The 12,983-nt window shown below is 68.7% G+C and carries 7 protein-coding genes and 3 pseudogenes; 2 read left to right on the top strand and 8 right to left on the bottom strand.

Annotated elements, in window-relative coordinates; translation table 11 throughout:
- Positions 1-20 precede the first annotated feature (20 nt).
- Positions 21-644 (top strand): annotated as a pseudogene (locus AC07CM_RS44185) (oxidoreductase); the annotation flags it as partial.
- 635 nt (positions 645-1,279) lie between these two features.
- Here the strand turns inward: AC07CM_RS44185 and AC07CM_RS44180 are convergent.
- From AC07CM_RS44180 to AC07CM_RS44145, 8 genes and pseudogenes are all read right to left on the bottom strand, one after another.
- A complete protein-coding gene (locus tag AC07CM_RS44180; protein WP_478882214.1) occupies positions 1,280-2,179 on the bottom strand; it encodes an alcohol dehydrogenase catalytic domain-containing protein in 900 nt (299 codons plus the stop codon).
- 265 nt (positions 2,180-2,444) lie between these two features.
- A pseudogene (locus tag AC07CM_RS44175) lies at positions 2,445-2,561 on the bottom strand (IS5/IS1182 family transposase); the annotation flags it as partial.
- Between the two features lie 293 nt (positions 2,562-2,854).
- On the bottom strand, positions 2,855-3,139 hold the full coding sequence (locus tag AC07CM_RS44170) for a hypothetical protein (RefSeq protein ID WP_478882213.1): 285 nt from the start codon (positions 3,137-3,139) through the stop codon (positions 2,855-2,857).
- Between the two features lie 878 nt (positions 3,140-4,017).
- Positions 4,018-6,663, bottom strand: a complete 2,646-nt coding sequence (locus AC07CM_RS44165; RefSeq protein ID WP_478882212.1) for a helix-turn-helix transcriptional regulator — start codon at positions 6,661-6,663, stop codon at positions 4,018-4,020.
- An 809-nt stretch (positions 6,664-7,472) separates the two neighbouring features.
- On the bottom strand, positions 7,473-8,006 hold the full coding sequence (locus AC07CM_RS44160) for a GNAT family N-acetyltransferase (protein WP_478882211.1): 534 nt from the start codon (positions 8,004-8,006) through the stop codon (positions 7,473-7,475).
- A 501-nt stretch (positions 8,007-8,507) separates the two neighbouring features.
- Positions 8,508-8,819, bottom strand: a complete 312-nt coding sequence (locus AC07CM_RS44155; protein WP_478882210.1) for a hypothetical protein — start codon at positions 8,817-8,819, stop codon at positions 8,508-8,510.
- Positions 8,820-9,275: 456 nt separating this feature from the next.
- Positions 9,276-10,116 (bottom strand): annotated as a pseudogene (locus tag AC07CM_RS44150) (IS5 family transposase).
- 1,568 nt (positions 10,117-11,684) lie between these two features.
- Positions 11,685-11,873 carry a hypothetical protein gene (locus AC07CM_RS44145; protein ID WP_478882209.1) on the bottom strand — a complete coding sequence of 63 codons (189 nt, stop codon included), beginning with the start codon at positions 11,871-11,873 and terminating at the stop codon, positions 11,685-11,687.
- A 174-nt stretch (positions 11,874-12,047) separates the two neighbouring features.
- Between AC07CM_RS44145 and AC07CM_RS44140 the strand changes: the two genes are divergently transcribed.
- Positions 12,048-12,335 (top strand): hypothetical protein, encoded by a 288-nt coding sequence (locus tag AC07CM_RS44140; protein WP_478882208.1) that lies wholly within the window; start codon positions 12,048-12,050, stop codon positions 12,333-12,335.
- Positions 12,336-12,983: the final 648 nt, after the last annotated feature.

Below are 12,983 nucleotides of genomic sequence, written 5' to 3'. Positions count from 1 at the left end.
CCCACACCCACGGAACCCCCGCCGAGTCCTACGCTCAGGCGGGCCGCCGCACCATCGACGCCGGCTTCGACAGCGTGGAGCTGCACGGCGCCAACGGCCATCTCATCTCGCCGTTCCTCTCCTCCAACGCCAACCTGCGCACCGACCGCTACGGAGGCTCGGTGAGCAACCGCATCCACTTCGCCGTCGAGACGGTGTCCGCAACAGCCGAGGCCGTCGGCGCGGGCAGGACCGGAAGCCGTCTGCCCCCAGGCGTGACCTTCTGGGGAGTCGAGGAGAGCGACGTCCCCGAGCTCTCCACCGCGCTACTGACCGAACCGTCCCGCCTCGGGCCGGCCCACATCCACCTCGAAGCCACCGCCGAGGAGGAGGTGCCGGCCGGCCCGCGCCGCGCACGGCCGGGCACCCTGAACATGAACCCGGTGCTCCCGATGGGACCGAAGCACACCGGCCGGGACGAGGCCGACCACTGGCTCGACCCAGGGTCCGAGCTCATCAGTTCCGGCCGCGCCTTCATCTCCAACCCCGACCTGATCGAGCGGCTACGCACCGCAGTACCGCCGGCTGCCGTCGACGAGGCCACGTACCACCAGGGCGGCGACGCGGGATACCCGACCCACCCGGCATACCAGTACACGGCCTGACACCGCCCCCTCGGCGTCCGACCCCCGACGCAACCGGCGGCCCCGGCGAACACCCTGCTTCACCCCTGCAGAGGACAACCAGATCCACGGCGGAGGGGCAGGGAAGGAATCGCCGACGACCTTGACGCCGCGAGCACGGGCCGCGCGGGTCGGCTTCTTGCGGGCCTCGATGAGGAAGAGCCGGACGGACGGCCGACCAGCCGCAGGGACCTCAGCGACTGTCCCGCCCGAAGTCGGCGTCCGACACGAGAAGAACCGCCGCCTTAGGACTCGCAGAAAAAACAACACGCCGATTTCCGGGGCTGGTTGATGCGGGGGTAGCGGCGCCGACCTGCTGCCAGTTCCCGTGCGGCAAGGCGTGCACCTCTCCGCGCCTACTCGAGGAGCATCCCTGTGACCTGCGGTTTCGTGGGACTGATATCACAACGGCGAGCCCCAGAACCGGAACCCGCGTGTTGTTTTTTCTGCGAGTCCTTGGCGGTGTGGGTTGCGTCCTGGCGTGGCGGCCGCGGCGCGGCCCCGGCGTGAGCAGACCTCGCCAGCACCTCCTCGCTCGCCCACCCTCGGCCTGACGGCTTCTCGATCGCGTCTGGCGGGCACCGTGGCCCAGCCTCGGGAGGCGGTGCCCGGTCGGGTCATGCTCGGGTGAGCACGATCTTCTTACCGCCGGCCCGTCCGGTGACCACCCGGGCGAACGCAGCCGGTCCCTCGCTCAGCGGCAGGGGTTTTGGTGCGAGTTTCAAGGTTCCCGCGGCGGCCTGCTCCGCCAGCTGGACCAGCTGCGCGGCGTTGGGCTCGAGGTAGAGGTCCCAACTGGTGATGCCTCGTTCCTCCGCAGGCGCGTCCGAGGTCAGGGAGCACAGTCGGCCGCCGTCGCGCACCAAAGGCAGGGCGGCGTCCGCCGTGCCGGCGGCGATGATGAGGGCGGCGTCGAACCCGCCGCGTACCCTGGCCGGCCAGTTCGGCTCGTGGTAGTCGACGACCTCCACCGCTCCCAGACCGAGCAGGCGCTCCACGGCGGCAGCAGACGCGGTCGCGGTCACCTCGATGCCCTGGGCCGCGGCGAGCTGGATGGCCAGGGCTCCGGTGGCCCCGCCTCCGTTGGTGATCAAAAGCCGCTGTCCTCGGCCGAGGTCCAGCTTCTCCAGGGCCTGCAACGCGGTGAGCCCGTTGACCGGCAGCGCCGCCGCGTGCACGGCGTCCAGCCCGGGTGGACAGACTGCCGCGTGATCCGCGGTGATCAGAACGCGTTCGGCCCAAAAACCGCTTCCCCCGGGCAGCGGGGCCTCGTGCGCGAGCACCCGGTCGCCCACCGCCAACCCGGTGACACCCGCACCGACGGCCACCACCTTGCCCGCACCCTCCACTCCCAACGCCGCCGGAGGGCGCAGCCCCACGTCCCAACCGGCGCCGTTGAGCAGTTCGTCCCACGGACCGACCCCGGCCGCCTCAACCGCCACCACGACCTGACCGGGCCCGGGAGACGACGGTTCCGGCAACTCCAGCAGGGCGACTTCCTTCTCGACCCCCGACACACCGCACGCCTTCACAGCAGATCCCTGTCCTCTCACTCAGTCCGGCCGACCGGAAGGGCACGGGCCGAAAACCCAAACAGACACCAGTGTCGACCTTGGGATCCCCTCCAGAGGTCGCTTGTGGTCTCAGCCGCATCGGTGTCGAGCCTATGCAGCCAGTGGCCCGGACATGTGGTCCATTTGAAGAGTGACTAGCTGGGCCAATCGTGGACTAGATCTGCACCTGGACCTTGGGGCGGGTTGGGGCGTACGTCATCGTGTTCGAGTAACGAAAGCGCCGCTCATGCTGGGGCAGCAGCGGCTCCAGGCGCTCCCACAGCTCACCGGACACGATCCACGGCGCCGCCCCCGCATCGAACCGAGCGCTCAACTCCCGCCTCAGACACGGTGTTCAGGACCATCCACCTCATGGTGTGAGCCGTTGTGAGGTGGGGCGCGCCGGGGCGTCGGCCAGCGCCGCGCGCAGATGGGGTCGGGAAGCGGTCCTTGTGCGGCCAGTGGGAGGCGACTACGACCACCCGACTCGCCCTGTAGTGGGAGCCGCCGTTGTGCAGCCGCAGTGTGGCGAGGTGCCCGGCCTGGAAACAAGGCTCCGCCTCGGACCAGTCGCCCGGTACGGCCCGCCGCAGCGGCGCCCCCCTGCACAGGGCAGGGAAAGGGGATGGGGATGGACGATCAGGGGCGAAACAGGGTGTCGCGCTCTGCGGCCTGCGCCAACCGAGCCGCCATCGCCTCGGCGGACTCGGCGGCGTCCGGCACCGCAGTGTCGTCCGCGTCCTGCTCCTTCGTGGACATCTGCCGCCACTCTGGCGACGGCTCACCACTCAGATGAACCGGCACCCCGCGGCGGGTGTACGACGAGGGCCGGCGACGCTCCTGGCGCAGCGCCCACCAGGTGCCCACCGCAGCGATCGCCAGCAGCGCAACGGGGACCAGAGCCCCGATCAGACGGGCAGACATGACGGAACCTCGATTCGGCGGACTGCCGGTAGACGTGATGGTGAGCGAATGCTCTGGGGCGGGGACTTGTGGGGAGGCACGCCTCCCAGGGGCCCGCGCGAGAGCGGGCCGGTGGCTCAAGGGCTGCAGCTCAGCGCCGGCGTCGTCTGGGGTGTCGAGCTCGAACGCCCGCGGCTGGTCCGCCGGCGTCCAGGCGGGTGACGACGAGCAGGGTGGCCCCGGGCGATGAGGTGCTCTTCGCCGACCAGGTCGGCAGTGGTTCCGCGCAGGTCACCGGACGTACCCGCCGGGCCGCACCGTGGTAGCCGTGATCGCCGACTTTCAGCGGGCGTCGCCGGGCAGCGCCCACCACGTTCCCGATCCGAGCGCCGCCGGACCGCCTTTGAGGACGGGCGGCGCCGCTACGGGCGTCAGCGTCTTCCTCCTCGCAGCTCCCGCAGGAAGAGCCCGTCCACCAGGTCCAGCACCATGGCGGCACCGTGCGGGGTCTGCCACGTACCGGTGCAGGCGCGCCCCATGCGGGGAGTCGACCTCCCTGAGCAGCGAGCCTCGGCCGGGAAGTCTTGGAGGAAGCGGGTGTCCCCCGTCAGCCGCTCGTTTGAGGTACGTAACCGCGCCAGGCATGCCCCAGGCCGTCCCGACGGCCAACACCACACGTCTACTGCCCCCGGTGACCGGCTTGCGCATCACGGTGAAACCGGGCACGGACCAGCGCTTCACAGCCCAGTTCTGCCTTTCCTCGACACCAACCCCGGTCAATTCACGGGGCCGCGCCCAGCCTGGCAGTCGCCGGCAGCACTCATCCTGAGTAGTCACTGCTCAAAGTGGACGGTCGGGTGACGTGAGCCGCCGGCACCTCCCGCCGGGAGCCCGGTGGCTCACTGGCGCCTCAATGCGTCGGGCAGCTCACGGCGGCTGGTGATGCCCAGTTTGGTGAAGACCTGGCGCAAGTGGTTGTCCACCGTGCGCACGGAGACGGTCAGCCGGCCGGCTATCTCCTTGCTCGACAGGCCGGACGCGGCGAGCAGGGCGATCTCCGATTCCCGCTGCGTCAGGGGTGTGGGCGCGCAGGTGAGCGCCAGCAGCGGGGTGACGGCGCCCTGGCAGTTCCGGGTGAGCCGGCTCGCCCGCGTCTGCGCCGCCGTGGCCGCCCGCACCGCGCCGCTGCCGCGAAGAATGCCGGCCGCGTCGGCCGTCGCCTCGGCCGCCAGCAGGTGAGCCCCGATGGCGTCCAGCCGTTCGGCCACCACGAGCAGCGCTTCGGCGTCTCGGTCGGCCATGGCGGCGACCAGGTCGGCCCGCGCGCCGGCAAAGGACCCGTCACAGCGGGCCGCCAGCTCGGCGAGGCGTTCGCGGACCTGCCGGGCGCCGCCGAGCCGTGCCGCCTCGGTCAGCAAGAGCATCTCCGAGCTGCTGTGTTCGGCGGCGCGGGCCCGGGCGGCTGCCTGGAGCACGACCTCACGGCTGGCCACCAAGTCGCCCTTGGCTGCCAGCAGCCAGGCGCGTCCCAGGGCGTCCTCCCCAGCCAGGAGGGGAAAGTCCGGATAGGTTTCGAAATCCGCAAGGACAAACTGCGCGGTCTTGGTGTCACCGGTGAGGACTGCCGCGGCGGCCAGTCCGGACGCGGCGAGCCGCAGCAGGATAGGGACGTTTTGCTGACGGGCGACGGTGAACGCCTCGCCGAACCAGCGCCGGGAGTCCACCGCCCGGCCGGCCAGCCAGTGGATACGTCCAAGCCCGCACGCCAGCCAGGCGGCCGGCTGGGTCGCGCCGGCCTCGGCCGCGCTCGCGTGACCGCGCTCCGCGGTGCACCGGGCATTCTCAAGGTCACCGGCCGCCGCATACGCCAGGGACAGAACGGCCAGCGACGCCGAAGGGTGCTGGATCACGACGTGTGTGCTGGCACGCACATGTTCCTCGTAGGCAAACTGCCCCACCGCGATGGCCTCGGCCGTGCGGCCGGTGAACCCAAGCCCCAGCACCTTCATCGCAAGCCCGTAGGTGCGCACCCGGTCGTCCGCCACGTCCTCCACCGCCCGCAGCAGGTCCAGCCCAGCCTGCGGCTGTCCGCCGATGACATGGATCGCCCCCTGGTCGACGTCCAGGGCGGCAAGCAGACGGGGATCGCTGATCACGGCGCGCCCCTGGGTATGGGCCTTGAGCGCCTCCTCGACCTTTCCCGCGCCCCACAGCAGATTTTGTGTGCGCTCCACCGTGATGATCATTCGCTCCTCGTCGGTGCGGGCCACAGCGTAGGCGTGCGAGAGCATCTGCTCGGCCTCGCTCAGGCGGCCCAACTGGTAGTGGGCCTCTCCTTCGAGGATCCGGGTGGAGAGCGACCGGTGTGTGTCGGGCAGCGCTTGCAGCAGCGTCAGTACGTGCTCGTAGTCGTGCCCGTGGCGGGCGAGCCCGGCCGCCAGGATGATCAGCTCAGGGTCCGCGGACCCGGTCGCCGCGAGCTGCCAGGACGCCATCCGCAGGGCGTCCTGTCGTCGGCGTGTCCCCCGGGACTGCAGGTTCTTCAGCAGACCGTGCAGCAGGCTGCGACGTGCGACGACGGGCAGCTTTGCGCTGATGACCTCGCCGTACAGGGGGTGCGCGAGCGTCACGCTGGTGCGCCGACCGTCTACCTGGACGTGGATCAGGTCGGCCGCCTCCAGCCCGGCCACCGTGGTGGCAGGCACCTGGGCGGTGAGGTCGTTCACGCTGAGCGGCTCGGCAAGGGCCAGCAGTTGCAGAACATGGCGGCCGAGCGCATCAACGGTCGCGAGTCTGTCCTCGATCCGCTCCCTCAACCATCGGGTGCCGACCGGCGGACCTGACAGCCGCCACAGCTCGCCGTGGCAGGCCAGGTCGCCTCGTTCCAGCGCGCCAAGCACCAGTTCCCTGAGGAAGAGCAGATTGCCGTCGCTGGCCCGGTGCAGATCAAGGGCCGACCGGCGCTCAACACTGGCGCCGAGGACGCAACAGAGCACGGCCTCGCTCTCCAGGGGCCCAAGCAGCGGCAGGTCGATTCTTCGCATCCGGTCGCCCTGGTCCAGAGCCCGTACGGCGTCGACAGCCGCATGGCCCGAGCGGACAGTCGCCACGAGAAACATCATCCCCGCCGTCACCAGCTGCACCACCAACGCCACCGAAGCCGCGTCCAGATGGTGGAAGTCGTCGACGAGCATGACGAAGCGGCCGCACCCCTCTGCTTCGAAGGCGCGGACCGCTGCCCGGAAAGCGGCAGGAGGGTCCGACAGATCGAGACCCGGCGCCAGCAGATGCGCGACCGCACCCAGAGGAATCGTAGCCGCCGCCGCGGTGGCCACCGCCCTGCCACCCCGGAAACCACCTGCCACCAGGTCCTCCCAGAACCGCTCGGCCAAGCGGCTCTTCCCCACCCCCGCCTCCCCGTAGACGATCACCCCGCGGCACTCGGGATCGTCCCACGCAGCCCGGAGCATCGCCGTCTGCGCCTCACGCCCCACGAAAGGCCACCGCCCGTGAGGCACGTCCAGCCAGGCGGCGTGAACAGACATGGGACCCTCCGCGATGTACACACTGACGGCCGGCACCGGACCGCCGGGACGCCGGCGGCCCGCTCCCGCACCGGGCAGCACCTGGCTGTCACACCGGCGGGAGCCGGCCCTCCCACACAAGGGACCGACCATGAAGGCAAGCCGTCGCGCAGACCCTACAGACCAGGACCTCCCCGCCGAAACCGCATCTCGCTCCGTGTTCCAGACCACCCCCGGCACACAACCGCTTTCCGGGCCCCCGCCCTGCCCCCTGCCCTCCCCCCTGCGGGAGGCACTCCCCCAGCACCACCCGGCCGACACCAAGCAGCCAGTGGTCCTCCCCTACCGGCCACCAGCCGGCCAGTAGCCGTTCGAGCGGTTCGCGCCTCATGGCGTCACCAACGCCCCGCACTGTCACAACTCGAGGGCGACGCCTGGAGACCGTCTCCTACGGTGACGTCCCGTGCCATCCAGGAGACCCAGGGGCAGACGAAACCGCAGATGGTGGCGCCGGGCGATGCTGTGTTCAACAAGGCTGGATGGACCGCCATCCGAGAGGCGTCCTGAGACGTCTGGCGGCCCGGACACCACCTCGGTGTCCTCTAGGGTAGCCACGCACACGGCAGTCCCCTACCGGGCAGCGTGCCACTCCTGCGGATTGGCGCCCGGCCTGCCTTTCGGTCACGGATCAGATGCCGTGCAGGAGGGCAGCGAGCGAGTTCCGGCAGTGGGCTCGCCGCGCACCGCCCGAGATGGCGCTGCGCCCTGGCCGCCGCGAGCGTCGAGCTGCCTCATGGGGCGACGACTACGGTGACCACCTCTGGCTGTAGTTAGGCCTCGTACTCTGTGAGATCGATCCCGTACACCCGCAGGTCGTGACCCGTGTCCGGGTCTTGCGCCGTGCCCGTCGCACGCATGCCGAGTTTGTCCAGCACGTTTGCGGACGCGGTGTCGCTGGTACGGCACACGGCGACAACCCGGTCCAGACCGCGGTCCTGGAGGGCGAACTCAAGCGTGGCCTGGGCCGCCTCCGACGCGTAGCCCTGCCCCCAGTACTGACGCCCGAGCCGCCAGCCGATCGCCACCTGGTCCGCGACGGCGGGCGGGGAGTCGGCGAGGTACAGGCCGACCGCTCCGGCCAGCTCCCCGGATCCGAGGAGTTCGACGGCGAAGATCCCGAAACCCTCCTCGTCCCACTCCTCCTCCCAGGCCTCGATGTCCTGGGAGGTCTCCTCAAGGGAGCGCGGCGCACCATCGCCGACCCACCGCATCACGGCCGGGTCGGCGTGGATCTCGGACAGGGGGACTAGGTCGTCATCCAGCCAGCGACGCAGGAGAAGACGGGGTGTGTGGATCTCGGTCATGGTCCCATCCTGCCCTTTATTTCCTTATGGCTCTCACTCACGAGTCCCGGCAGCATGGGGCGACCCTGAAGGCCGATGGACCCCATCGCTCACGTCGGATCAGGAAGGCGACCGGTCACGACTTGCATCTGAGACCGTACCCGTAACCCGGACCGACTGAATGGCCGACCACCCGGCCATGGTCGGCACGATGGTCCAGTGCCGGATGGCGCAGCTGCGCTCTGACGGCCAGACGATCAGAGGGGAGCTCTCCCGCGCGGGCGTAAGCGCCGCCGCCACTTCCGTTCAGCGGGATCAGGGTCGCTTACCGCTTACCAGCCCATCTCCCGCTGCACGAGCAGCACGCGTGTGCCGCCCGCGCTGCCGACTTCGGAGTGTCAACGCTCTCTTGCACCCGGCCGCCCGCAGCCTGCGCGGGCGAAGGGTCTCGGCGAACACCGGCCGTCCTCAACGCCTGACGACACCGCCGCACACGCCCGAACTCCCAACTCGTTGCGGGACTCAGCTGTCGGTAGTCAGTACCTCCACCAGGGCCTCAACAGCGACCACGGCCTTCGGGGTGGCCAGCACGAGCACCGGATCAGGAGTTCCCAACAGAACTCCGCTCCAGACCCTGAAGACGGCGCTGCCGTCCGCCCCCTCCTTCGCGAACGAGATACATCCCGGCAGGTATCTCACATCGTCGCGCCCACCCGGCACCCAGGGCGCAGGACCGTCCAAGAACCGGAGGTAGTTGTGACTGGTGGATGGATACCACTGGCTCAACGCGCTCGCCCGGGCGGCCAGCACCAGTTCCTCCTCGACAGGAGGCACCCACGAGTCCGTGCCACGCAGCAACGCATCATGAGCTCATGCACATTGCATCTGCCAGTGCCAGTCATCGTCCAGCGACCATCGGGCGTCCTCTCCCATGGGCTGAGTCTGACCGAAGTCCTGAGCGCAGATAACCCCCAACGAGTTCACTCTTGGCACCTTGCGCCCCCCGCCGATTGAACAACTGCATTTGGAATCGCTCGCATTCGGTGAAGGCTCGACGGCACAGAACAGCCGCCGGAACGGTGCGTGATGCCTGGGAGGATGAGACAGCGACGCTGAGGTCCCGTCCCCGCCTGCGCTCGAGGTGCTGTCAGGGCCGAATCCGAAGTAGGTGCGGCAGGTGATAACGACTCTGGTGAGAACGATCAACACCAGGACCCCTACCCTGTTCCTGCGGGGGCTCCGGTCCACTAAAAGAGCGTTTTGTCCCGGCGAGATTGTTTGGTTCGAGGTTCAGGTGTCGCGCCAGTTCGGGGTGGATTCGCGTGTGAGCCTGCGGGTTATGAGGTCGATCATCGCGACGTGGATTATGGCTTCGGAGCGGTGAGGGTGGGTCTCGTAGTCACGGGCGAGTCGGCGGTGGTGCGTCAGCCAGCCGAAGGTTCGCTCGACCACCCAGCGTCGGGGGATCACCTTGAACCCTTTGGTGCCGGGGTCGCGTTGGACGACCTCGACGTCGATGCCGAGGCGGGCTCCGTGGTCGATGGCTTTGGTGCGATAGCCGGTGTCGGCCCACGCTTTGGTCACTCGAGGGCTTGTGGTGGCGATCCGCGAGAGCAGGTGGCTGCCGCCTGCGTTGTCGGAGATGCTGGCGGCGGTCACCCAGCCGGCCAGCGGCAGGCCGAGGGTGTCGACACCGAGGTGGCGCTTGCGGCCTGCGATTTTCTTGCCTGCGTCGATGCTCTGGCCGGCCGCTGGCACGTTGGCGGAGGTCTTGATGCTCTGGGCGTCCAGCACGCAGGCGCTCGGCTCGGAATCCCGGCCCTCGGCCTCACGGACCAGGCGCCGCAGCAGGCCGTTGAGCTGGTCGAAGATCCCTTCTTTCTGCCAGCCGGCGAAGTAGCCGTAGATCGTCTCCCACGGTGGGAAGTCGTGCGGGAGGTAGCGCCAGGGGATCCCGGTGCGGTCGACGTAGAGGATGGCATCCATGATGGCGGCGCAGGTCGTGCTCGGGCGGACGCCCGATGTCCAGGCCGTTGCCTCTCCGCTCGGCCCGCCAGGCAGTGAGCGTGGGACCGATCAACTCCCAGCGGGCGTCGGAGAGATCGCTGGGATACAGGCGGTGTCGTGTCATGTTCCGGTAGTACCGTCGGGCACGACGCGTCCCCAGGGCGCAAACAGCGTCAACCGGGGGCGCTTTGAGATCAGACAGGAGCGACTCGGCTCAAACGGGCGGAGGTACGGAGTCTCCTGTCGCACATCCCGCACTGACCACTCTCGCCTCAGCAGTCGCAGGCCGACTCGTCCCCCCGAAGCCCCACCAAACAACCTCGCCGGGACACAACGCTCTTTCATCTTGTCATTTAATCTCGTCCCGACAGGGGGTGGGGATGGAGCAGGCCGTTTTCGAATCCGTCAGGTACTCCGCGATGTGTCAGGACTGCGGTGCGGAGCTGGAGTGCTCTGGTGTCCAGGCCCTCGTGGACGGCCACTTGCGGTGGGATGCCGAGTCAACGTGTGTCGCCTGCGGCTTCGCGGTCGCCGTGTGTGGTGGGGACCTGCCGAGCGAGGGGCGGGATCAGATGCTCTCCGAGTACGGACCAGCGAGGCTGCAGGTGATCAGTCCGTCGGCGAAGAGTGTGGTGATCATGCGGGTGCTACGAACTGCACTCGGCATTGACCTGGTCAGCGCCAAGGCTGTGCTGCGCCGCGTGCTGAGCGGTGACTACTCGGGGACTCTTCCTGAGATGGAGTTCCTGGCCCGGAAGCTTCGGGCATGTGGCATCGCTGCCGTAGCTACTCGGTCATAGGTGTCTCATCTGGCAGCGCGGTGCGGATGCGCCTGGGCTTGGTGCCTTTCTTGTGGTGCGCGGGGCGGTTGAAGGCCTCCCCAGTGACGAGGACGCGGCCCACGCGGGGCGGCGTCCTGCCGACGCGACGGTTGCCGACATCCCCTCGTTCCCTCTTCACTTCCGCGGAGCCCTTGTTGCACACACCCACCGACGAACAGGCCTGCGCCATCGATGCCTTCCGGGCCGGCCACCATCTCGTCTTGCAGGCCGGCGGCGGGACAGGAAGAACCAGCACGCTCAGCCTGCTCGCCGCTTGTCGCCGCCGCCCCGAACAGCACGGGGTCGGCTCCGTCCCCTGCCGCCCCGGCCCGTCGCAAGCTTCCGAACCGGTGCGTCAGAACACCGAGACGACCCCTTGTACGTCTCCCGCCGCCGGGCACCCCGCGGACTTCTTCAAGATCTTTTTCGGGCGGGTCGCAGCGCAGAAATCAGCCGTGGGGTGCCGGTCCGACCGCGACGTATGAGCGGAGGACATCATCGCCAACAACCGCTGGAGCGCACGTGAGTACGCCTGTCCCCCCGCCGCCGGAGCCGCCCTTCATCAGCATGCACACGGCCGTCGTCCTCCTCCACCCCGCCGCTTGGCCTCACGGTCAAGCGGCGGGGTGGTGGGAGTGGACTTCGGCATGCGGATCTCCGTAGTGACTGGAGACCCAGGTGTCAACGGTGATCGTCAGTTTTAGACACGGCCTTCGAGGCATTCGACACACCCCTCCAGTCTCATCCCCCGGGCTAGGCAGGAAGAAGCTCGCCCGACTGACCACACGGGACGTACGCCGCACTGGCCTTGCTGTAACCCAGAGCCGTTCAGTCGCGCCGTCGAGAGAACCTCGAAGAATTCGAGGTGAGTCTACCTGGGACGTCTGGCGTCTTCTTCACTCCATATCGAGATCACGTGCCCCTCGCCGTACTGCTCGATGACGATTGCTCGGGCTTCACTCGACGACGAAGCCATCAGCCGCAATTGAATTTCCGGTTGGCCAGCGATCCGAATAAAGCCGACGTACTCGCGCTTCGGCTCCCCTAGCTCCGCGTTCATTATGTCTCCCTCCGCTCCCACAGCTCATCGGACACGATCCACGGCGCACAACCCACACAACCCGAACGCCTAACTCCCGCTTCGTACACGGCCAACCGGACCGATCCAGCTCATTGTGTTAGCCGCTCCAAGGCAAAGACCTTAATCGCCCCCAGTCCTTTTCTTACGAAGCTGTTGTCCGGCTACGGCCTGCGCGCCTCCCGCGCCACCGGCCGGCTGCTCGCCACCATGTCCCTCACCGTCCTGCTCCTCATGAGCTTCGGCCTGCCCACCCACGACCCCGACCCCGCCACCACCGGCACCCTGAACGGCAGCAAGATCAGCCTCAACCCTGCCCTGCACGGCAGCTGGAGGAAACGCATCACCGGGGAGGGCGAGAAAGCCACCCGGGTCGCCGTCAACTCCGTCGTTTCCGCTCCAGCGGCCAGAACCTCACCACCGCCGGCACCTACATCGAGATGACCTCCCGCCTCCTCGAACCCACCCTCGACGCCCCGCATCAAACGCTGACCGCCCCGAACCAGTGAATGGCCGATGAGCGTACGGACCTGACGACGCATGCGCTACGACCCGAGATGACGCTGGCAGTGAGGGTGGGGCGGTCACACGCCGTGTTGCCCAGCACCTGTCAGCACTCGTGGTGTAGATGCCTGCCCGAGATGCGCGGGTGGACCCCGAATCATGATGGAACAACGCGCCCGCCCGGAACGGGGGGGCGTGGCGGTGAGGCACGCGGATGAGGAGAGCCGAGAGCTGTGGCAGCAGGGGCGTTACGGACGGGGCCGCTGGCGGGAGAGCTCACCGTGTCGTGATCAGCCGGGTCGCTGCCCGTTACGATCGAGCGGGCGGCGGGCCCGCCGAGCAGGGCTGCCCGCCCCAACTCCCCCGTGGCGGGCAACTCGTGCCTTCAGTGTGCAGAGTTCAGGGTCGGCGGCGGCGCACTGTAGGCGTCCTGGGCCGCTGGACGACACCGGCTGGCGCCGACGGCGGGATTCGAACCCGCGTTACCCGCTTAAGACCGTGTCCTACGTGGTGAGGCCTCGTTGACCTCGGTATGGGGCGGGGTACATGGAGTTGGATTGTTCCGGACGGACTGTGGGAGATCGCGAA

The organism is Streptomyces sp. NPDC044061 (assembly GCF_056434305.1).
This window is presented reverse-complemented; position numbering and strand designations above follow the sequence as displayed.